The organism is Bartonella sp. CL70QHWL, assembly GCF_042194855.1.
Lineage (GTDB): Bacteria > Pseudomonadota > Alphaproteobacteria > Rhizobiales > Rhizobiaceae > Bartonella.
Genome location: NZ_JBHINJ010000013.1, coordinates 12,589 through 36,179, shown reverse-complemented (window position 1 = coordinate 36,179; position 23,591 = coordinate 12,589). Strand labels below are relative to the sequence as shown.

20 protein-coding genes are annotated in these 23,591 nt (G+C 36.8%); 9 read left to right on the top strand and 11 right to left on the bottom strand.

The annotated features are described in order from the left end of the window. Positions 1-648: 648 nt before the first annotated feature. The 6 genes from ACFIJZ_RS06910 to ACFIJZ_RS06885 all read left to right on the top strand — a co-directional run bounded on the left by ACFIJZ_RS06910 (position 649) and on the right by ACFIJZ_RS06885 (position 8,796). Complete coding sequence (locus tag ACFIJZ_RS06910) at positions 649-1,005, top strand: hypothetical protein (protein WP_273791363.1); 357 nt, start codon at positions 649-651, stop codon at positions 1,003-1,005. Between the two features lie 174 nt (positions 1,006-1,179). Continuing rightward, entirely contained in the window at positions 1,180-1,542 is a 363-nt protein-coding gene (locus ACFIJZ_RS06905) for a hypothetical protein (protein WP_375631390.1), read from the top strand. A 216-nt stretch (positions 1,543-1,758) separates the two neighbouring features. After that, complete coding sequence (locus ACFIJZ_RS06900; protein ID WP_273791361.1) at positions 1,759-2,121, top strand: hypothetical protein; 363 nt, start codon at positions 1,759-1,761, stop codon at positions 2,119-2,121. A 636-nt stretch (positions 2,122-2,757) separates the two neighbouring features. Next, complete coding sequence (gene thrC / locus ACFIJZ_RS06895; RefSeq protein WP_273791360.1) at positions 2,758-4,155, top strand: threonine synthase; 1,398 nt, start codon at positions 2,758-2,760, stop codon at positions 4,153-4,155. A gap of 82 nt (positions 4,156-4,237) precedes the next feature. After that, the gene (locus ACFIJZ_RS06890; RefSeq protein WP_375631389.1) at positions 4,238-5,512 is read left to right on the top strand and encodes a M16 family metallopeptidase; all 1,275 of its coding nucleotides are present in this window, start codon (positions 4,238-4,240) and stop codon (positions 5,510-5,512) included. A 398-nt stretch (positions 5,513-5,910) separates the two neighbouring features. Beyond that, positions 5,911-8,796, top strand: coding sequence for an EAL domain-containing protein (locus ACFIJZ_RS06885; RefSeq protein ID WP_375631388.1), 2,886 nt, complete (start codon positions 5,911-5,913; stop codon positions 8,794-8,796). A gap of 42 nt (positions 8,797-8,838) precedes the next feature. Here ACFIJZ_RS06885 and ACFIJZ_RS06880 read toward each other — a convergent pair whose 3' ends face one another. Next, a complete protein-coding gene (locus tag ACFIJZ_RS06880; RefSeq protein WP_375631387.1) occupies positions 8,839-9,423 on the bottom strand; it encodes a YqgE/AlgH family protein in 585 nt (194 codons plus the stop codon). Positions 9,424-9,494: 71 nt separating this feature from the next. On the opposite strand from ACFIJZ_RS06880, the gene ACFIJZ_RS06875 reads away from it, so the two are divergent. Then, complete coding sequence (locus ACFIJZ_RS06875; RefSeq protein ID WP_375631386.1) at positions 9,495-10,373, top strand: protein-disulfide reductase DsbD domain-containing protein; 879 nt, start codon at positions 9,495-9,497, stop codon at positions 10,371-10,373. A gap of 26 nt (positions 10,374-10,399) precedes the next feature. Here the strand turns inward: ACFIJZ_RS06875 and rnhA are convergent, their stop codons facing one another. From rnhA to cyoE, 4 genes are all read right to left on the bottom strand, one after another. Beyond that, positions 10,400-10,867, bottom strand: a complete 468-nt coding sequence (rnhA, locus tag ACFIJZ_RS06870; RefSeq protein ID WP_273791355.1) for a ribonuclease HI — start codon at positions 10,865-10,867, stop codon at positions 10,400-10,402. Between the two features lie 5 nt (positions 10,868-10,872). Continuing rightward, on the bottom strand, positions 10,873-11,832 hold the full coding sequence (locus ACFIJZ_RS06865; protein ID WP_273791354.1) for a homoserine kinase: 960 nt from the start codon (positions 11,830-11,832) through the stop codon (positions 10,873-10,875). Then, entirely contained in the window at positions 11,832-12,887 is a 1,056-nt protein-coding gene (ispH, locus tag ACFIJZ_RS06860) for a 4-hydroxy-3-methylbut-2-enyl diphosphate reductase (protein WP_375631385.1), read from the bottom strand. Before ispH ends, ACFIJZ_RS06865 begins: the two co-directional genes overlap by 1 nt. Positions 12,888-13,069: 182 nt before the next feature. Next, positions 13,070-14,005 carry a heme o synthase gene (gene cyoE / locus ACFIJZ_RS06855; RefSeq protein ID WP_273791365.1) on the bottom strand — a complete coding sequence of 312 codons (936 nt, stop codon included), beginning with the start codon at positions 14,003-14,005 and terminating at the stop codon, positions 13,070-13,072. Between the two features lie 344 nt (positions 14,006-14,349). On the opposite strand from cyoE, the gene ACFIJZ_RS06850 reads away from it, so the two are divergent. Beyond that, entirely contained in the window at positions 14,350-14,889 is a 540-nt protein-coding gene (locus tag ACFIJZ_RS06850) for an invasion associated locus B family protein (protein WP_273791352.1), read from the top strand. A gap of 110 nt (positions 14,890-14,999) precedes the next feature. Beyond that, entirely contained in the window at positions 15,000-16,424 is a 1,425-nt protein-coding gene (gene tldD, locus ACFIJZ_RS06845) for a metalloprotease TldD (protein WP_273791351.1), read from the top strand. Between the two features lie 518 nt (positions 16,425-16,942). Here the strand turns inward: tldD and ACFIJZ_RS06840 are convergent. The 6 genes from ACFIJZ_RS06840 to aroC all read right to left on the bottom strand — a co-directional run bounded on the left by ACFIJZ_RS06840 (position 16,943) and on the right by aroC (position 23,566). Continuing rightward, positions 16,943-18,196, bottom strand: coding sequence for a class I SAM-dependent RNA methyltransferase (locus tag ACFIJZ_RS06840; protein WP_375631384.1), 1,254 nt, complete (start codon positions 18,194-18,196; stop codon positions 16,943-16,945). Continuing rightward, complete coding sequence (locus ACFIJZ_RS06835) at positions 18,193-18,936, bottom strand: TlyA family RNA methyltransferase (protein WP_375631383.1); 744 nt, start codon at positions 18,934-18,936, stop codon at positions 18,193-18,195. Before ACFIJZ_RS06835 ends, ACFIJZ_RS06840 begins: the two co-directional genes overlap by 4 nt. 16 nt (positions 18,937-18,952) lie before the next feature. Beyond that, a complete protein-coding gene (gene dxs / locus ACFIJZ_RS06830; protein ID WP_273791348.1) occupies positions 18,953-20,860 on the bottom strand; it encodes a 1-deoxy-D-xylulose-5-phosphate synthase in 1,908 nt (635 codons plus the stop codon). 236 nt (positions 20,861-21,096) lie between these two features. Then, complete coding sequence (locus ACFIJZ_RS06825; RefSeq protein ID WP_273791347.1) at positions 21,097-21,351, bottom strand: exodeoxyribonuclease VII small subunit; 255 nt, start codon at positions 21,349-21,351, stop codon at positions 21,097-21,099. 7 nt (positions 21,352-21,358) lie between these two features. Then, positions 21,359-22,462 carry a 3,4-dihydroxy-2-butanone-4-phosphate synthase gene (gene ribB, locus ACFIJZ_RS06820; protein ID WP_375631382.1) on the bottom strand — a complete coding sequence of 368 codons (1,104 nt, stop codon included), beginning with the start codon at positions 22,460-22,462 and terminating at the stop codon, positions 21,359-21,361. A 15-nt stretch (positions 22,463-22,477) separates the two neighbouring features. Next, positions 22,478-23,566 carry a chorismate synthase gene (gene aroC / locus ACFIJZ_RS06815; protein ID WP_375631381.1) on the bottom strand — a complete coding sequence of 363 codons (1,089 nt, stop codon included), beginning with the start codon at positions 23,564-23,566 and terminating at the stop codon, positions 22,478-22,480. Between the last annotated feature and the right edge of the window lie 25 nt (positions 23,567-23,591).

Here is a 23,591-nt window from a genome sequence, read left to right as displayed (position 1 = left end):
TCCACTATGAGAGAGCTGTATATTTTTTAGTATCTATAACATATTATTATCTATAAGATAAATGTATATAATTAATAGTTAAGTAAGCAGTAGTATTATGCTATCATGATGCAATTAATAATCATTGAATAATAACTTAATAATATCTATATAACACATATTATTACAATAATGACTATCTATAATAACTCATATAAATAATAATATTTTAGCATGTCCATTAATATTTTAATTTTTAAGAATATTTTTATAAATACATCATAATTTTTATGTTTTTATTATAATATATATAATAAATAAATTTATATATATTTATTATGTAAAAAATTTGATCAACTTTATTATTTATAATTGTATTAAAAAAATAATATTAATATCATTTTATAAAAATCATACGATAACCACGTGTTGTTTTATATATAACACATAATAAGATATTTCATAAATTTTTTTAAAAAATATTTTTGTAATTATTACTGTTACTTTTTTACAATAATGTTTATAAAAAAATACAGTTATATTTTTATATGTATTTTTATTATTGACTAAAAATACATATTGAAATATATAAATTATATATAGTGTGAGATACATAAACATTATGTATATTTCTTACATATATAACTTAAAAATATTTGAGGTAAAGTTATGATAAAAATATTTAAAAATTATATCTTAAGCATTTTTATAGCGAGCACTTTTTTTATTTCACAAACTGTAAATGTTAATGCAAACTATTTGAAAAATGATACTCCAAAAGAGGAACTTTCTGTGTTCCCAATGGAACAAGTAAAATATGCGACATCCGATGTAGTTTCTACGACTGCTTTCTATGTTCCATCTGTAAATTATCAAACAGAAAATGGAACAACTGGTGAAGGAAAATTAGAAAAGGTCGTTGAGCCTATAACTATAGGAATGGGACTATTGTTTACTGGATATGCAATGAGCTTTATAGGATCGATAATAAGTTGGATAAAGGACATAGTATTGATGTTCAAATAATTCAACCTCATCTAGAACTCTAGAATATTAGCTTCATTATGTGTCTATAATTTATTGTAAATAATTACATAATGAAGCTCATCTTTCTACAAAATATAAATGTTGTAGATTATATCCAAATATCCAAAGTATAAATTTACGCATATATATAGTATAAAATATTTGAGGTAAATTATGATTAAATTATTTAAAAATCATATATTAAGTATTTTCATTATGTCTGCCTTTTCTCTTTCTCAGGTTGTAAATGTACATGCAAACTCTTTGCAAAATAGTACTCATCGTGAGAATATTTTTGTTTCTGCAATAAAGCAGAAAAGAAAGGATGCAGTCCATACCGTTTCTCTCTATAGACCCAGTCTAAATCGTGGAGTGAGTAATGAAACTACTATTGAAGGAAAATTTGAAAAGGTCGTTGAACCTCTTACAATCGGGGCTTTTGGTATGGGGATGGCACTTGGATATGCATCAAGTACGATAGGCATGTTTTTAGGATGGATAATAAGTAAAATAATATCGTGTTTTAAATCTCGTTAGAATTGAAATTTCATCAGAATAAAACCTTCTCATATGAAATATAAACTATGGATATATTCTGTGTTGATCGATTGTTGATGACAAAAAACTAATGAATTATCACACTAAGAATGAAAAAAGCTTTAAATGCTTCTGTTTCTCTCAATGTGCACTAATTCTGCCGACAAATCTATTCAATTCAGATTAAAATAAAAGTAAAAGTATTGGTGAAAAATTATGATTAAAGTATTGAAAACTTACGTATTAAATATTTTAATAGCAGTTTCTTTTTTGCTTTCACAAGTTATAAATGTTCATGCCAATCATTTGAACAATGATACTCAATGGGAAACTGTCTCTTTAATAGAACAAGGAAAGAAAAAAGCTATCGATATAGCGGCTCTTTATGTCCCAAGTTTCACTCATAAAGCAAAAAGTGAATCTGCCTTTGAAGGAAAATTTGAGAAAGTGTTTGAACCAATTACGCTAGGAATTTTTTCTACAGTAGGAGCTTTAGGTTTTGGATTCTTGACTGGATTTGTTATGTCCATATTTAGCGGGATAATCGGATGTGCAATAGGAAAAATTAAAGGAAAATAATTCAAAGATACTCAGTATTTTTTCTATTAAAAATGAGAATACTTTACAGCCTGCTTCACATCATTTAGCAGGCTGTTGTATGTTTTCTATGGATAAACTTTAAGTTACCATACTGTATAGCATAAATATAATATCTATTATTATACAAAATGATAAATTATGCTAAAAAAAGATTATGCAAAGTATAGATTTGCGCACGAAATGCCATAAAATTACCTTATAAATCTTCCAGTGTGAATTCTGAGATGTATCATTTTAACATTCGGTTTAGCAGATGTAATTGTTACAAAGTATTAAGAGCATAAAATAACTATGAATGATTGAGTTTTATACAAAAGTTCTTCAGTAACTACCATTCTATCTATTTAATTTTATTATTTTAGAAGGTGCACAAGTGAAGATACGTTGTAAAATTTAAGTGAGTGAATAATAGAGAGGAAATTTTCGTCTGCAACAGATTTTCTGTGAACATTTGACGTTTATATCTTAAAAATAAAAATGCTTAAGACTATTTCCTTTCATTATTGAGTTAAAAAGAAGAAAAGAAGCTCTATCCATTTAATAATTTAAATATTATGAAAAACGTGAAATAAATAACTTCACCAATTTGCCAGAAATAAAAAAAGGATAAGACTTATGGAATATATCAGCACGAGAGGTGAAGCTCCTGCTTTAAGCTTTACGGAAACAATCATGACAGGGTTGGCAAGTGATGGGGGACTTTATTTGCCAGATAAATTTCCTCAGCTATCATTTGATGCGTTACGAGCACTTCGTGGTCAGTCCTATACAACAATTGCTAAAACTATTCTGTGGCCCTTTGTGAATAACGAAATCGAATATACAGCTTTTGAAAATATGATCGCTGAATCTTATGCAACCTTTCACCATCCAGCAATCTGTCCGTTACGACAAACTGGAGCAGATGAATTTATCCTTGAACTCTTTCATGGTCCTACTTTAGCTTTTAAAGATGTAGCAATGCAGTTTCTTTCTCGACTGATGGATTATGTTTTGACTGAAAAAAATAGATGTGCAACGATTATTGCTGCAACATCAGGTGATACAGGTGGAGCTGCGATACAAGCTTTTGCTGGAAAAGAACACTCAGATATTTTTATTTTATTTCCTAAAGGACGTGTATCACCTGTTCAACAACGGCAAATGACAACCAATCAATGTTCAAATGTTCATGCCATTGCCATTGAAGGAAATTTTGATGATTGCCAAGCCCTTGTCAAAGCAATGTTTAATGACCACAATTTTCGTACAAAAAGAGCACTTTCAGGTGTGAATTCTATAAATTGGGCGCGTATCATGGCGCAAATTGTTTACTATTTTTCATCTGCACTTTCTTTAGGAGCTCCTGATAGAGCTGTTTCATTTACTGTTCCTACTGGAAATTTTGGTGATATTTTTGCAGGTTATGTCGCAGCCCGTATGGGATTACCCATTGCTCAACTGGTCATCGCAACGAATGATAACGACATCCTTGTACGTACATTGACCAGTGGTACTTATGAAACACAACCAATAGTCCATACAACATCACCTTCTATGGATATTCAGGTCTCTTCTAATTTCGAACGTTTGCTCTTTGAAAGTGGCAATCGTGATCCAATCTGGATTCGCAATGCAATGGAAAACTTGAAAAAAACGGGGCTCTTTACTCTTGATGAAAAGCAACTCAAAAATATTCGTTCCCTATTTTCCGCCGGGAAAAGCAACATGGCTACAACAGCTCAAACAATTGATAGTGTCTATAAGGAAAGTGGCTATCTTGTTGATCCACATACAGCGGTTGCTCTTCAAGTAGCGCGTGAAAACAAAAAACCGCATATTCCAATGATCGTTCTTGCCACGGCTCATCCAGCTAAATTTCCTGATACGATTAAAAGCGCTTGTGGCCTTCATGCTCCATGGCCATCTCATCTCAATGATGTAATGAAACACGAAGAACATTTTATAAGTCTTGCTAATGATGAAAAAATAGTAAAAGATTATATTTCTTTAAAATCGCGTGCATCTTATTAAAGTTAGCTGCATTAATTTAAATCAAGAATATTCTAATACCTTTACAATGAGGTATTTAGCTTATTAATGGAGTTGTAAATACATGGATGTAGATATATGTCGCCTTAGTAATGGTTTGACTATCGCCACACATACAATGCAACAAATTGATAGTGTTGCCCTCGGGATATGGGTTAAAGTGGGCTCACGCAATGAAACCTCCACACAGCATGGTATTGCTCATCTTCTTGAGCATATGGCTTTTAAAGGAACCGAAAACCGCACTGCTTTTCAAATTGCAACCGATATTGAAGATGTTGGCGGTGAAATAAATGCTACAACCAGTATTGAAACAACAGCTTACTTTGCACGTGTACTTAAAAGCGATATCCCTCTTGCTATAGATATTTTAGCCGATATTTTAATGCATTCAAAATTTGACGACAATGAACTAGAACGAGAAAAACAAGTAATCTTTCAGGAAATTGGTGCTGCCCATGACACTCCTGATGATATTGTTTTTGATCATTTTACAGAAACAGCCTTTCGTCATCAATCCCTTGGGCGCTCTATTTTAGGAACAGCTAAAACTATTCAATCATTTACATCTACTGATCTCCATGATTTCATCAATAAACAATATAGTGCAGATCGTATGATTGTCGTTGCGGCAGGAGCTGTAAAGCACGAAAGTTTCGTGCGAGAAGTTGAAAGTCGTCTTGGTACTTTTCGCTCCCATTCAACCGCACCTCTTACTAATCTTGCAAATTATGTCGGTGGCGACTTTCGTGAATATCGCGATTTAATGGATACACAAGTTGTTCTAGGGTTTGAAGGACGCGCTTATCACGCGCGTGATTTTTATGCAGCCCAAATTCTTTCAATCATTCTTGGTGGTGGTATGTCTTCACGTCTTTTTCAAGAAGTAAGAGAGAAACGTGGATTATGCTATTCTATTTATGCTTTTCATTGGGGATTTTCAGATACTGGACTTTTTGGTGTTCACGCAGCTACCGGACAAGAAGGGCTCAAAGAACTTATTCCTGTGATTCTTGATGAACTTTCCAAGGTCAGCAAAAATATTCACGCCAATGAACTACAACGAGCACAAACGCAATATCGTGCGAACCTGACAATGTCACAGGAAAATCCTTCTAGTCAAGCACATCTCATTGCTCGCCAAATACTCCTTTATGGTCGACCAATTCCAATATCGGAAACAATTGAACGCCTCAATCTCATTACTCCTAAAAGATTAACTGATTTAGCACATCGTCTTTTTACAAACTCCACACCAACACTAACTGCTGTCGGACCTGTAGGACCCCTCATAAATTTTGATGATTTAACGTCAACTCTTTCATACAAGCTAAAGTAAAAACTTCTTTTCAAAGCAGCATCACAATAACATCACATCTTTTATCATAAAATTTACCACAAAAGCTCTTCTCATTAAATAAGTTTTGGAAATATTGGGCAAAGAGGCGTACAAAACTACCCAATTCATACTTCATGTGATAAAGATTCTAATGAGTGAAGGTATATCCGTGAAATCTGGAAATTTATGGTTTAACTTTGCCCTTTTAAAATATAAAACTTCATTCGCTTCAAGTTCTATTGGAGCAAATGGGTATGTGGTTTATTTGTATATAAAATCACACAACTTAAGAAAAAGTGATAACAATTTATTATGTAAATAAATTATAAAAGGTGGACGTTTTTTCTCAAAAATCGAAATGAAAATTAAACATCCTAAAATATTGAGAGTGGGACATTGTGAAGAGTTTGCGTAAAATAATTGACATCATTTTCATTGTAGTCGTTAGTTCTTTTGTCCATCTTACATCAGCACAAGCAATTGAGCCAGTTAAAATTTCTTCTCAAGATGCTGCTCTTGATCTCTCAAAAGCAATTGAAATTCACCATACAAACAACTCTATTTTTCAAACAAGTACAGCGCCAGGACCAGATGGTATTGTATGGCGTATTGAAGTGCAGGCAAAAAATGAAAAATTTTCCGGAAATTGGGCAGTTTTTTCTCTTGCAAATCCAACAGATGAACAAGTTGATCGTCTCATTGTTGCCCCCCATTACCGCATGGCACGTTCTGGATTTTTTTGGCCAGACCTTGGATCAGCAAGGATTCAATCCATAACGCCAAGCGAAGGTTTTTCCCTCGATCGTCAACTTAGTGCAAACTCTGATATCTTTCGTATTACTCTTAACCCTGGTGCTGTTGTTACATTTGTGGCCGAACTTAACTCTGCAAATCTACCGCAAATCTATTTATGGCAACCTGAAGCTTATAAAGATGCAATTAATTCTTATACGCTTTATCATGGTATTCTTCTTGGGATATCAGGTCTCTTAGCGCTTTTGTTAACTGTTCTCTTCGTCGTCCGTGGAACAGGGCTGTTTCCTGCAACAGCTGCTGTTGCTTGGGCAGTGCTTTTTTATATTGGTATTGACTTCAACTTTTTAAATAAATTCTTTGCAGTTACACTCACAACACAACCAATCTGGCGTGCTGGTACAGAAGTAGCTCTTACTGCTACACTCTTCATTTTTCTTTTTACCTATCTCAGCCTTAACCGCTGGCATTATCATTTTAGTTACGGTGCTATCGCTTGGACCATTGCCTTTTGCAGTCTAGGAGCCTTTGCTATTTATGATCCCATCAGAGCAGCTGGAATTGCGCGTTTGTCTTTTGGCCTTACCGCTGTGCTTGGTATAATATTAATCATCTATTTCTCAATCAGAAGCTATGACCGCGCTATTATGCTTATTCCAACATGGTTGCTCATTAGCTTTTGGTGTGTTGGAGCCTATGCTTGCATAGCTGGACATTTAAACAATGATATTATCCAGCCAGCATTAGCGGGGGGATTAGTGCTCATTGTTCTTCTCATAAGCTTTACTGTCCTGCAACAAACTTTTTCTAATGACGCTTTCCATGAAGGAATATTTTCCGACTTGGAACAACAAGTACTCGCAGCAAAGGGAGCTGGAAATATTATTTGGGATTGGAATATCGAGCGTGACCGTATTGTTGTACATCCAAACATGGCAACCCTTTTTGGTACTGAAATTCATAACCTCAATGGACCTATGCGCAACTGGATTTCAGCCTTGCACCATGATGATCGTGAACGCTTTCAAGCTGTATTGGATATCATTCTTAAAAATAAAAAAGGGCGCATTGATCAAATTTTTCGTCTTTCTTCCGGTGGTGGTTATTATCATTGGTTTTCTCTTCGTGCACGTCCGGCTATGCAAAAAGATGGAAAAATCACACGTGTCATTGGAACCATTGTCAATATTACTAACCATAAAAAATCCGAAGAACGCTTATTGCATGATGCAATCCACGACAGCTTAACCGGACTTCCTAACCAACAAATTTTCTTTGATAGACTACAAAATTATACCTCTTTAGCGAAAGCAAATATCAAAATTAGACCGACTGTCTTTATGATTGATTTTGACAATTTTCGCCAAATTAATCGCAAATTAGGCATAGCAGTTGGGGATACTGTACTGCTTATAATCGCACGTCGTTTAAATCGTCTCATTAACTTTCAAGACACCTTATCGCGTCTTTCAGCAGACCGCTTTGCAATTATTTTACTTAGTGAAACCGAACCACAAAAAATTGCAGCATTTGCAGATCATTTGCACAAAACAATTTCAGCACCTATTTCACTTTCAGAAAACAAAATAATCCTTTCAACCTCTATCGGATTGGTTACATGGAGTGAAAGCCGATCGACGGCTAAAGATATTTTTAATGATAGTGAATTAGCGATGATTCGCGCAAAACAAATGGGTGGAAACCATATTGAACCTTTTCGTCCTAATTTTCGCACTTTGGGTCTCGAACATAATACTCTGGAGAAAGATGTTCATTATGCCATAAAACGTAATGAGATGAAAATCCTCTACCATCCTATTCTTAATTTATCAGACGGACATATTATTGGTTTTGAAACAATTGTAGAATGGCATCATCCCACTTATGGAAATTTAAATGTCTCTGATTTCATAAAAATCGTAGAAAATGAACAAATTGTTATGGATTTGTCACAGTTTATCATCGATAATGCCATTATTGATCTTATAAATGTACAAGAAAAGTTTTCCCAACAATCTTTCTTTATTTCAATTAATTTACCAAGCGCAGAAATGATTCATCCTCGTTTTATCAGTCAATTGCGTGCCGCTTTGCTTCGCCATCCGCTCCACAAAGGGCGTCTGATGATTGAAATATCTGAATTTGTCTTAAGAAATAATCCTGAACAATCAGCGCACTTTCTTGAACAAATTAAAACACTGGGAATGAATCTCGCACTCGATAATTTTGGAACAGGTTATTCGTCTCTAACCTATCTCGTACGTTATCCATTTGATATGGTTAAACTTGATCGTTCACTTATCTCAATCGACTCTCTTAAGAAGAAAATTGTTCTAAAGTCTATCATTAATATGGCAACAGATCTTAATTTGCAAATTATCGCAGAAGGTGTTGAAAATGAAAAAGAAGCAATCTTTCTTCGTCAAGAAGGCTGTAAATATGTTCAAAGTACACTTGTGACGAAACCGATTGCCATAGAAGAATTAATTACACTCGTTCAGAGCCATTTCCCTTATAAAATAAAAACATAATGGATAAAATAACGTGTAAAGTTAAAAAGCTTAGAAAAAACTCTACGCGTGTCCCATTTCAGAAGCAAGATAAGTTGGATCGATACCCATGCGTGTTAAACTTTTATCATATTTGCAGCTTAAATCGCTTTCAAAAAGAAAACTAGGTGATGTAGAACTGATTAGCCAACCATTTGTAGAAATTTCTGCCTCAAGTTGCCCCGCTTTCCATCCAGCATAGCCTAATGCGACCAGTGCATGTTGCGGACCTTGTTCGCAACTGATCGCTTTTAATATATCAATTGTCGCAGTAAAACAGATCTTATCTGCAATAAAAACAGTTTCTTCACAAGCATAATCATCTGAATGAAGGACAAAACCACGCAAAGGATCAACAGGACCACCATAGCGAACTGGAAACTGTTTTATTGGTTCAGAAAGACTTTTTTTTTGGCCACTGTCTATGACTCCCAAATGAAGCAAAAGCTCTGGAAAATCAATATGATGCAATTGATTAAGAATGATGCCCATCGCACCGGCATTAGAATGCGCACAAATATAAATAACAGAACGAATAAAGCGTTTGTCATTCATCCCAGGCATTGCTATGAGTAATTGTCCACCTAAAAAGCCATTACACCGCTTCATTAATCTGTTATTCTCCATAATTTACATGATAAAAGTTTGTTCATTTAGCACACTAGGAAAATAAAACTCCAATGAAAAAAAGTCGTATATTTACAAATTTACAAAATATCGCAACTTTCTTTTATAAAAAGCTTTTAGTTACTTTAAGCTTAACATTCATAGTTTTAGAATTACTTAACATTCCTGTAAATGCTCAAACAGAACAAAAACTCCAGCTTTTCGCAACATCTTGGTATGAATCAGATGGTGGTCGTATCCGATTAGCGATCACTGAACCTTCTCTTTCTGGAATAAGAGAAGGCATTATTGAAATTGAGCTTAAACCAGGATGGAAAACTTACTGGCGTAATCCAGGTAATTCTGGCATGGCACCATTTTTTAATTTCAACCAACAGATTTCTTATGAAATCTTTTATCCTACTCCACAGCTTTTTGAAACAGAAAATGATTGGTCATTAGGTTATAAAGATAAAGTAATATTGCCCTTCAATCTTTCTGGTTCAAGCAAAAATTTAAGTGGTGCTTTCACTCTTGGATTATGTAATAAAATCTGTCTTCCATTTACTATTAACTTTGATTTTTCGCCATCTGCTCTTAAAAATAAACATCTTCCTGCTTCCTTCTTAAAAAAGGCGCAAGATTCTTTGCCCCGCATGATGCAGAATGCACTAAAAATAAGTGCCGAAAAAAATAACAGTACCCTTCTTATAAAAATACAAAATAACAACAAAACTACACCTTCCTCTCTCTTTTTAGATGGAGGAGAAATGCAAATTGGAGCAGCAAGAAAAGTCAGTGATAACGCAGAATATACACTCTTCAGTGCTCCACTCTATTTCGCACCAGAAGAAATAAACCAAAAAATTTTTTATACAGTTTCTTTTAAAGATCACGCCTTAAGTGGAACATTCATATTCCATACGCAGCCAACCCCGCTTGCGACTCCGTGATAAAAGAAAAAGCTCCCAAACAGCAATTATGCTGGAAAACGTCCATTTTCACGATATTGAGTAATTGCTTTGCGAGCAAGGGCATCTGCGCGTTCATTTTCTGGATGTCCCGCATGCCCTTTTACCCAGTGCCATCTGACTGTATGACAAGAACTAGCATCCTCAAGAGCTTGCCATAGCTCCATATTTTTAACAGGACTTTTTGATGCGGTGCGCCAATTATTCTTTTTCCAATCTTCAATCCACTTAGATATACCGTTACGCACATAAACTGAGTCTGTATAAAGATCGACCAAACAGGGCTCTTTAAGCGCCTTTAATGCACAAATAGCCGCCATGAGTTCCATTTGATTGTTTGTCGTATGGACCTTACCGCCATAAAGCTCCCGTTCATGACCATTCCAGCGTAAAATTGCCCCCCACCCTCCAATTCCAGGGTTCCCTGAGCAAGCACCATCTGTATAAATTTCAACGACTTTTTGTTGAGTTGCCATAAAATTTAAAAACCTAATTCACTTAGCGAATTTACATTACTGAAAAAACAAAGCTTGTGCCAATACTCCCATGGATCTTTCTTAATAACAAAGCTATTAGGCGGTGTATTAAACCAATCATATAGACGTGTGAGTAAGAAACGTAGAGACGCACCACGAGCTAATAAAACCATCTTGTCCAATTCTAAAGGGATCAATGGTCTTATTTTTTGATAACTTTCCAATAACTTACGTGCTTTGGTAAGATTATAGGAATGATCAGGCTCAAAGCACCAAGCATTTAAACAGATCGCTAAATCATAAGCAAAAAAGTCATTACAAGCAAAATAGAAATCTATCATCCCAGAAAGACGATGATTCACAAAAAAGACGTTATCATTAAATAGATCTGCATGAATAATGCCTATTGGTAAATTGAACGGCCAATTTTTCTGTAAAAAAGCCAATTCCAACTCAATTTTTTGTCCAAATTCTTTTAACAATGCATCTTCTTTGGTTTGACAACGTTGCCACAAGACCTTCCAATCCATAACAGAAAGGGTATTTTTACGACTAAGTGTAAAATCCTGTCCTGCTAAATGTAATTGTGCGAGCCCCATCCCCACTTCGCCACAATGATCTATATTGGGCTGGCGGATCCACTCTCCTTCCAGAAAAGTAATAATAGCGGCAGGACGTCCTGCTAATTCACAGATCATCATTCCATCATTTTGAATAACAGGTTGAGGACAAGGAATTCCACGCTGTCCTAAATGCTGCATCAAGCGACAAAAAAAAGGTAAATCATCTTTTGAAATACGCTTTTCATAAAGTGTTAAAATAAATCGCCCTTGTGTTGTCTCTAACATAAAATTAGAATTTTCAATCCCCTCCTCTATACCTTGATAAGACAAAAGTGATCCTATTGCATAACGTGTTAAAAACACTTTTAAATCATTTGGGTGAATATCTGTATAAACGGCCATTATTCTGCTTTCGTTGTAGATATGTTTGTATTCTGATTTTCATTTTTTGCATTATTTGCTTGACCATTGACGAAAGCCATATCTTGAGACGTTAAAATGACGTCACGTAATTCGCGACTCACTAAAAATTTTTCCGTTTCTACCGCTGTTTCAGCTAATTCTATTGTGACATCATAACGCTCACGAAATGCTGAAATAATTTCATCAATAATAATTTCAGGAGCCGAAGCCCCTGCTGAAAGACTGACAATAGAAAGAGATTTTAGGTTTTCAAAATTAATTTCATCAGCGCGCTGAACTAAAATAGCTTGCCGCGCACCAGACTTTTCGGCAACCTCTACTAAACGTCGTGAATTAGAAGAATTTGGTGCTCCAACAATCAAAAACAAATCGCTCCCCTTTGCCGCTGCTTTAACCGCATCTTGTCGATTCGTTGTAGCATAGCAAATTGACTCAGCCGCTGGGGCTGCTAATGTAGGAAAACGTTGTTGTAATATATCGATAATTCCTGCAGTATCTTCAACAGAAAGCGTTGTTTGTGTCACAAATCCTAATTTATCTGGATCATTGGGTTGATAATGCAAAGCATCTTCTATCGTTTCAATAAGCGTCACAGCCCCTTCTTCAAGCTGTCCCATTGTCCCTATCACCTCAGGATGACCAGCATGACCAATCAATATAACATGACGACCATGACGTTGATGTCGTATCGCTTGTTTATGCACTTTCGAGACCAACGGACATGTTGCATCGAGATAAAACAAATTATAGCATCGCGCTTCTTCTGAAACAGATTTTGGTACACCATGAGCAGAAAAAACAACCGGTTGATTGCGATGTTCTTCTGGAATCTCATCAAGTTCTTCGACAAAAACAGCTCCCCGTTGCTGTAATCCCTCAACCACGTAGCGGTTGTGTACAATTTCATGACGAACATATACTGGAGCACTATATTTTTTTAATGCAAGCAGAACAATCTGGATAGCACGATCAACCCCTGCACAAAATCCACGTGGACCACAAAGACGTATCGTTAAAGGGGGAAGTCCAGACATAAATCATCCTTAATCTCTATAGTTTTAGCTATATATTCAAACAACCTATTATTATACATGAATAAGCAATGTAAAAAAACGCGCAATATCATCTTTTGCATAAGAACAGACTCTATCGTGTTTTCTTACAGAATTTTCTTGAAGAAAAGCTCTTTTTAAATTTGCTTTTTCATTTTATTTGCCTAAAGAGCGATAAAATACCAGACAAGAGATTCAATCAAAAGAACTCCAAAGATAGCTGCCAAATAGAGTAACGAAAAGAAAAACGTTTTTTTAGCCATCAAAATAGTTTCATTATGTGTATCAGCTTTCCATAAACGATAGGCAAAATAAATAAAGATAATGCTTAAAATTGTTGAAAAAATAGCATAAAAAATTCCGCCAAGACCAATAAAGCAAGGAGCAGCAGCACATAATGCCATCAAAATAGTATAAAATAAAATCTGTTTTTTTGTTGAATGTTCACCTCGTACATTAGGCATCATAGGGATGCCTGCAGCCTCATAATCAAGAGATGAAAATAAAGAAAGAGACCAAAAATGGGGGGGGGTCCACATAAAAATGATCAAAAATAATAAAAAGCTATCAATACTCACTGTCCCTGTTGCCGCGGCCCATCCAATCATTGGTGGAAAAGCCCCAGAAGCACCACCAATAACAATATTTTGTGGTGTGATACGCTTTAACCAAATTGTATAGATAACGACATAAAAGAAAATCGTAAAAGCAAGAAAAAATGCCGCAAACCAATTAATGAAGCTCCCCATAACCAATACCGAGAGCATAGAAAGAACCATGCCAAAAATAAATGCCTTTTGAGAGCTGATTTTACCCATGGGAATGGGACGCTTTTTAGTCCGTTCCATCACAGCATCAATGTCAGCATCATACCACATGTTCAGTGCTCCCGCACCACCGCCACCAGCAGCAATACATAAAATTGCTAAAAAACCATACCACGGATTGATAGGAACAGGAGACACCATCAAACCAACTAAAGCCGTAAAGATCACAAGAGACATAACACGTGGCTTTAATAATGTGATATAATCACTAATAGTGGATTTTGGTGGCGTTGATTTACCATTCACAACCGATAACTTTTCTGAAACTGACATTCCACTCAAAGCCCTTTTCCATTTCTGTCATTCACAAACCCAATATTATCTGACAAATATTATCTAGCGTATGGAAATGACCAATTAAGACCAATCGTATTTTTGAGAAAATATGAAATATCTCTTTCGCACGTATACCCTAAAAGTAGATGAAAATACTGGCAATAAAAACACATTTTTTCAATCAACGTTCTTTCCCATATTACAAGTGTATCATAAAAATATATCCTATGAATTAATATATTTGGGTAAATACTGATTTTGTGTTATAGTTTTTTATAGGGAATTCATTTTTTATGTAAATCTATGCATGGTTGTGAGTGTTAAGTCGGATAGGATTTTCTGTGATACTTTATAAATTACTCAAAAAAACTTTTTTTATTGGCACTGTTTTTTACACACTTTATAGTAGTTTTATCAGTCATGCATTTGCACAAACACCCTATGCGCAAAGTGTCCCTGCTCCACAAACCTATGGTGCATGGACAAAAGTTTGTTCTCTACCACCAGGTACACCTAACATGCAGTGTGAAGTTGTACAAAACGTTCACACACAAGGGCGTCAAGATATTACCTTGCGCGTTACATTTTATAAACTTCCTCAAAAGCAAGGTGCCTTGATGCGTGTTTTTGTTCCGATTCGCGTTGAATTACGTCCTGGCGTTGGAATTAAAATTGACGATAAAAATATGGGCAGAATGGAATATCGTCGTTGTCTTGGTGATAATTGTGTTGCTGAAGCCTTTCTTAAAGAAGACATATTGCAGCTCTTTTTAAAAGGAAAAATGGCAACCTATTTTATCTTTACAACTCCGGAACAAGGGATTGGAGGTTTTGTTGACCTTCATGGTCTTGGCGACGCCTATGCAACCTTACCAACATGAGTGAAATCAATACACTTTAAACGATTGAAATTTCATCGTATATTTTGAAAGATTCTTAAAATTAGATTGATAAAAATCTTCTAAGCCCCCATAAAAATAGGATAATTCTTATGAAATCGCTGATTGATCATTTTGATATTGCTTCCTCTAAAGTGCAATCACTTGTACAGGAAACACTTCATCATGCTGATGATGGTGAGCTTTACCTTGAGTACACAGAAAGCGAAGCTCTTTTATTTGATAATGGGCAGCTTAAAAACGGCTCATTTCATCAAGATATGGGATTTGGACTACGCGTTGTTGCTGGAGAGGCTACTGGATATGCTCACTCTAGTGAGTTATCAGCTGCTGCACTCAAACGTGCCAGTGAAGCTGCTAAAGCTGTTACCTATAATAATCATGCAGGGCCTTATAGTATAGCACCTCAACAAACAAACAAAAGACTTTATCAACCGCATAATCCCCTTGATGCTCCATCATTTGAAGAAAAAAGTGCTCTTTTGCAAAAAATTGATGCCTATTTACGTGCTAAAAATGATAAATTGCATCAAGTGACTGTTTCTCTTTCCGGCTCGCTACAACATGTTGAAATTTTACGTGCAGATGGTTATTTGGTTCGTGATATTCGTCCCCTTGTGCGACTTTCTATATCTGTGGTCGTAGCTGAAGGCAATCGACGTGAAAATGGTTTTTATGGGTGTGGAGGGAGACAAGCATTTAACCAATTTATTCATGAAGACAATTGGAAGAAAGCTGCAGATGAAGCCTTACGTATGGCTTTAACAAATTTAGAAGCAGAAGCAGCACCTGCTGGATCTTTTGATGTTGTCTTAGCCAACGGATGGCCTGGTGTTATGCTCCATGAAGCCGTAGGTCATGGTTTAGAAGGTGACTTTAACCGTAAAAAAACATCCGCTTTTGCTGGACTTTTAGGACAACAAGTTGCAGCAAAAGGTGTTACAGTTGTTGATGACGGAACAATTCCACAATGCCGTGGCTCTCTCACTGTTGATGATGAGGGGACCCCTTCAGGATATAACGTTCTCATTGAAGATGGAAAGCTCGTTGGTTTTATGCAAGACAGGCTTAATGCACGGCTTATGGGAGGTAAATCAACTGGAAATGGACGGCGTGAATCTTATGCTTATGCACCAATGCCACGAATGACCAATACAATCATGCTAGGAGGAGATAAAACACCTGAAGAAATCCTTTCTTCACTTAAAAGTGGTATCTATGCTGTTTCATTTGGTGGAGGACAAGTTGATATTACTTCTGGAAAATTCGTCTTTGAATGTACTGAAGCATACCGAGTAGAAAATGGTAAAATTTGTGCACCAATCAAAGGGGCAACTCTTATTGGAAATGGACCGGATGCTATGAAACGTATCACAATGATTGGTAATGATAGTAAACTAGATAATGGTATTGGTATGTGTGGAAAAGCTGGCCAAAATGTCCCTGTTGGTGTTGGCCAACCTCACCTTCGAATCAATAATATGACAATCGGTGGAACTGCGCTTATAGAGGAATAAGCTTGCTCATTCCTTCCCCGTATTGCCTCCTTCTCGTCTATTACGACCATTTTGTGAGGGGGTACAATGCATTGATTTATAAAGATAATCTAGCGTTATTCATATTGTATTAGAACCTTGAATACCGTAAGATTCTCTCATTTTAAATCTGTGTCTGTTGAACCAATCAAAATCATTCGTTTATACATTACAGGCAGGGAGAGTTATATGGATAAAAACTGTACAAGAAAGAACTAAAGATTCTTCTTATGGACCGTCTCAAGTACCAAGAATTTTAGAAACATTGGGAGATGGCAAATATAACGATGGAACAGGCTTATTCAGATACATATTCTTCGTAATCCATTCGTCTTTTTTGTGGTTTTTTTGTGTGGGGTAACTTGTCTTTTATATTTCATAATAAAAAAGCACTTTCTACATTCAGTGCTCTTAGATCAACGAGAAAAAGGTTATTATTATAGATAAATTTTGGAGAGATTTTATAATAATACTCAGGTAAACTTTTAAAAAAAATTAGGCTAAAGTTTCCAACCTTTCTTTTTTTTCTTTTTGCTCAAAACAGCAACAATTTCGACATGTGGTGACCATAAAAATTGATCGATCGGTATGATTTTTTCTACTGTATACCCCCCTGCAACAAGAAGAGATAAATCACGAGCAAATGTAGTAGGATTACAAGAAATCGCCACAACACGTGATACTGTTGTCTTCGCTAGTTCACGTACTTGTTGCTCTGCACCAGCACGGGGAGGATCCAAAACAACACTCTCAAAACATTCAAGTTCCTTTACAGAAAGGGGATGTCGGAAAAGATCACGTTTTTCACAAGTGACCGTTTTTAAACCAGTCGCAAAACGTGCTGCTGTATTTAGATTTCTTAATGCATCTTCATTATTTTCTACTGCATGAACACTCATCTTTTTTGCCATACGCAAGGTAAATGTTCCTACCCCTGAAAACAAATCAACAGCATTCTTTGCTTTTTTTAAATGAGTCAAAATAATATTGCCCATTATATTTTCCGCTTCACAAGTTGCTTGCAGAAAACCACCAGAAGGAAATTCAACACGGACATCTCCAAAGTAAATCTCTGGTTTTTCTCGTTCAACCAAAACTTCACCGTCAACAGATAAACGTATAATCCCATATGAAAGAGCAGCACTGATCATTTTCTGACGAAGTGATTCATGGTGTATAATGCAACCGCTTAAAGCAACATCTAAACCATTTTCAACACATGTTATCGTAACATGAAACCGTTTGGCAGAGTTCTTTAGAAAAGCACAGAGCTCTTTGATATTATGCAACTGAGAAATAAGCTCTGGACGGCTTACTGGGCATTCCTCAAGAGCTACAATCTCATGAGAGAGATAACGGTTAAAACCAACTTTTTGCCCCTGTGGGGTCATGGATGCTGTTAGAGTAATCCGCCGTCGGCTATAAGGTTTACATTCTATTAAAGGCGCAACAACATTATTAAGTCCATACTTTTTAAGCGCCTCAACAACCAATTGTTGTTTCCATACGCGATAAGCATCCATATGCCAATGCTGAAGAGTACACCCTCCACATTCTCCAAAATGCTGACAAAGAGTATCAATGCGTTCTAATGATTTTTCTTTTAATGCTATATATGTTGCATATTTTCCATGAACAGTAATTTCAGCACACTCTCCTGGTAAAGTAAAAGGAACAGAAACGAAGCCGTGAGACATCTTAGCAATACCATAACCATTTACTCCGATATGATCGATTATGACATTGTCATTCACTCTTGTTTTTCTCCGAATAGTAAATATTCCACGTTGCCATCACCGCCTGTAATAGGGGAAGAAATTAAACCTTTTGCACTCCACCCTGTTTGTGTATTTAACCAAACAAAAAGCGCCTCAGCAGTTTCTTTAGCACTTGATGGACTTAATATTCCTCCCTTACTAAAATGTTTACGACCAACCTCAAACTGAGGCTTTACCAGTAAAACAGCTTGGGCACCCTTCTTGGCTAAAGACAACACGGGAGGCAATGCAAGTTTGAGCGAAATAAAGCTAACATCTGAAACGATAAGATCAATTTCTCGCCCACCTAAATGTTCCTGTTTAAAATCTCTGACATTCAAGCCTTCTAATAACGTTATAGCACTGTTGCCCAATAAACGTTTATCAAATTGATGATGCCCAACATCAACGGCAATAACATGATCTGCTCCACGCTCTAAGAGAACTTGCGTAAAACCACCTGTTGATGCACCAACATCAATGGCTGTCACTTTATCTGTTATAATTGGAAATGCATCAAGTGCAGCAATCAATTTTAACGCTGCCCGAGAAACATAATTCTGCGCTGGATCACAAACGGTAATCTCTGCATCATCAAAAACGATTTGCCCAGCTTTTAAAACGATTTCTCCATTAACTTTAACAGTTTGGCGCATAATTGCATCACGTGCGCGTGAACGTGTCTTAAAAAAGTTTTTTTCAACTAAAAGAATATCGAGTCTTTTTCTGGCAGCCATCTCATACTCGAATTTTCTATCCTGTTCGAATCTCGCGGTCCAAAGCTGTAAAAACCGTGTTGACAATGCCCATAGCATCAAGCCCAATACGTGAAAGAACTTTTTCTGGTGAGCCGTGATTCAAATATTCATCTGGAAGTTGTAGTGTACGAACTTTCAAACCATGCTCTAAGAGCCCTTCTTGCGCTAAAAATTGTAATATGTGCGCTCCAAATCCACCGATTGCCCCCTCTTCAATTGTCACCAATACCTCATGCTCACGTGCCAAACGACGCATCAAATCCTTATCTAAAGGTTTTGCAAACCGTGCATCTGCAACCGTTGTAGATAACCCTTCAACCTCCAACGCATCAGCAGCTTGCAACACTTCTGACATCCGCGTTCCAAAACAAACCAAAGCGATCTTATTCCCTTCACGCAGAACGCGCCCTTTTCCAATTTCTAATAACTCACCACGTTGCGGTAAATCTATACCAATCCCCTCACCACGCGGATAACGAAAAGAAATGGGTCCCTGATCATAAGCTGCAGCTGTACGCACCATATGCATCAATTCAAGCTCATCAGAAGGTGCCATAACAACAAACTCAGGAAGAGTGGACAAAAAAACAATATCAAAACTTCCAGCATGTGTTGCGCCATCTGCCCCCACAAAACCTGCTCGGTCAATAGCAAAACGTACCGGTAATTTTTGAATTGATACATCATGAATAATTTGATCATAAGCACGCTGTAAAAAAGTAGAATAAATTGCAACAAAAGGCTTATACCCTTCACAAGCAAGTCCTGCCGCAAAAGTTACGGCATGTTGCTCAGCGATACCAACATCAAACATTTTTTCAGGAAATTTTTTCGCAAAAGAATCAAGACCTGTCCCTGTTGGCATCGCTGCTGTTATGCCAACAATCTTATCATCATGGTGAGCTTCTTCTATTAAAGCTTTAGAAAATACCTTGGTATAGGGTAGAATATTACTTGATGCTTTAACCTGTTTTCCTGTCGTGACATCAAAACGATTAACACCATGATATTTATCAGACGAGGCCTCTGCAGGTGGATATCCCTTTCCCTTATGGGTTACAACATGCACCAAAACAGGACCATTAGGATATTCACGAACATTTTTAAAAACAGGCAATAAATGCCCCAAATTGTGCCCATCTATGGGTCCAACATAATAAAAGCCAAGCTCATCAAATAAAGTTCCCCCAACCAAAAGGCCACGCGCAAATTCCTCTGAACGACGGGCCTTATCCAAAAAAAACTTTGGCAATTTTTCGCTCAACATCTTTACGCGTTCACGCAAATGACGATAAGAAGGACGAGACACTAATCGTGCAAGATGTGCACTCATAGCACCTGTAGGTGGTGCTATAGACATATCGTTATCATTAAGAACAACAATCAAGCGCGCATTCAAAACACCAGCGTTGTTCATTGCTTCATATGCCATACCCGCAGACATTGCACCATCACCAATGACAGTTATGATATTGCGTCTTGTCTCTGCTTTCAAAGCACTTGCCACCGCCATGCCAAGCCCCGCTGAAATAGAAGTAGATGAATGCCCCGCTCCAAATGGATCATACACACTTTCTGAACGTTTTGTAAAACCAGATAATCCGCCCTCTTGACGTAATGTGCGAATTTTTTCTCTACGCCCCGTTAAAATCTTGTGTGGATAGGTTTGATGACCAACATCCCAAATAATCCTATCCTCTGGTGTATTAAAAATATAATGTAATGCAACAGTGAGCTCAACAACACCAAGTCCCGCCCCAAGATGACCACCTGTTACAGAAACCGCATCAATTGTTGCTGTCCGCAACTCATCAACCAACTGTACCAAATCAGACTCATGCAATGCCCGCAAATCTTGCGGAAAACAAACACGGTCAAGCAATGGTGTTAGGACCTGAGACAAAAAAAATCCTTTCTATTATCTTAACTCAAGAAAACGCAACGAAATACATCTTCTCTACTCTTATTTACAGTTTTGCATCTTTTTTTACTGAAAAATGCTCTTTTCTATTGAGATGAACTATAATTTCCTCATTTTTAAATTATTATATAAAAAAGAAATCAATAAATTTTTCTGTTTATAAACTAAGGTTATTGCATCTCTTAAGTCCCACAATAAATATCCAAAAAGATTTAATATTATTTAGCATCAAGTGGTTCTACTCCTTCTGGAGAACCTTCTTCTGAAAACTGGATTTTTTCAACTTTAGCTTCAGCAACTCTTAAGAGTTTTTCACAATGCTTTTTAAGCGCTTCACCGCGTTCATAAATATCAATGGATTGTTCCAAAGGCACATCGCCACGTTCCAAATTTTCGACAATAACTTCAAGTTGCTTAAGCGCTTGCTCGAAACTTAAGGTCGTAATATCTCCCTCTTGTATCTCTTTTTTCATATGAACCTCAAAAAATATCTGTTCTGGATATACGAATTCCAAAACCTTCCAAACCTACATAATGGCGCTCTTTAGAAGCATAAACAATAACAGAGCCTATTCCTAAATATTTTAAAATTTGTGATCCTAAACCAATTTTGCGCCATTCTTCTTCGCGTTCAATTGCCTGCACATGGTTTTCTGAACTGTCTCTTGCCATGTTTTGAATATCAATAGTTGATTGTATAACAGATCCTTCACGCAAATAAATAAATACGCCACGTTTTTCTTTTTCCATCATACGCCGCATCATCACCATAATATCTGAAGTTTGACAAAAAACGTCATTTATAATGTTTTCATGATGTAAATACACAGGAATATCCTCCCCCTCACGGACATCACCAAAAACAATTGCAATATGCTGAACGGCTTCCCAAGGGAGTTGATAACTTTGAATAATAGCGGGACCTACAAATGTTTCAATAGGCATTTCTCCAACATTTTTGATCAATATTTCCTTACGTTGGCGGTAAGCAATTAAATCTGCAACCGTTATAATATGCAACCGATGTTCTTGCGCAAATTTCATAATCTGATCGCCATGTTTAACGCTTCCATCATCATTAACTAACTCACCGATAACACCAACCGGCGGCAAATTAGCTAATTTACATAAATCAACAGCCGCCTCTGTGTGACCTGAACGCATGAGCACCCCCCCTTCATGCGCAATCAAAGGAAAAACATGCCCTGGACGAACAAAATCATCCGCACTTGCATTTGAATTCGCAAGATTACGTACAGCTAATGTACGGTCATGTGCTGAGATCCCTGTTGTTATGCCGTGTTTAAAATCAACAGTAACCGTAAATTGTGTCCCATGTGCAGAGTTATTATCTGGTACCATAGGAGAAAGATTAAACCGTTTTGCTTCTGTTTTTGGCATAGGTGTGCACACAATACCTGTTGTGTGACGAAGAATAAACGCCATCTTTTCTTCTGTACAATGCGCTGCAGCAACAGTTAAATCACCCTCATTTTCACGGTCATCATCATCTGTTACCACAACAATTTCACCGTGTTCAAAAGCTTTAAGTGCAGAAACAATTTTTTTTTCATCATACGCCATTGTTCACCTTCTCAATCACCCAACTTGACCGCGATGTCTTAGATAATGGTCAGCAATAGCACAAGCAACCATCGCTTCACCAACAGGAACGGCACGGATCCCAACACATGGATCATGACGCCCCTTTGTTATAACGTTTATATCATGACCATCAACATCAATAGAGCGACGAGGTGTTAAAATTGATGAAGTAGGCTTTACAGCAAAACGTGCAACAATTGGCTGTCCACTCGATATTCCCCCTAAAATACCTCCCGCATGATTTGATAAAAAAAGCGGTTTTCCATCATTTCCCATTCGCATTTCATCGGCATTTTCTTCTCCACTCAAGCGGGCTGCCGCAAAACCATCACCAATTTCCACACCTTTTACCGCATTAATCGACATAAGTAACGAGGCAATATCTTGATCAAGCTTTGCGTAAATAGGGGCTCCTAAACCTGCCGGAACATTTTCTGCAACGATCTCAACAACCGCTCCAACAGATGTCCCCTCTTTACGGAGTTTACTGATATAATCACTAAAAATGTGAACCATCTCTGCATCAGCTGTAAAAAAAGGATTATTATCAACCTCTGACCAATCCCAACGATCACGATTAATATTATGAGGACCAATTGCTATCACTGCTCCTCGTACAATCAAACCAGGAACGATTTTACGAGCAAATGCACCAGCTGCAACACGTGCTGCCGTCTCCCGTGCCGAAGCACGTCCCCCGCCTCGAAAATCACGAATGCCATATTTAATATCATAAGTATAATCCGCATGTCCTGGACGATACTGATGGGCAATCGAGCTATAATCCTTCGAACGCTGATCTGTGTTTCGAATCAACAGAGAAATTGGTGTACCTGTTGTCACCAATGTCGTCCCATCGTCTTGAACAACAACTCCTGAAAGGACCTCTACTTTATCTGGTTCTCGGCGCTGCGTTGTATATTTTGATTGTCCTGGTTTGCGTTTATCAAGATAAGCTTGAACTTCTGCAAGAGTAAAAATAATTCCAGGTGGACAACCATCAATGACACAACCAAGAGCAGCACCATGACTTTCACCCCATGTTGTTACACGAAACAAATGACCAAATGTATTATGCGACATGAAAAAGATCCGTTTCTCTGTCAAA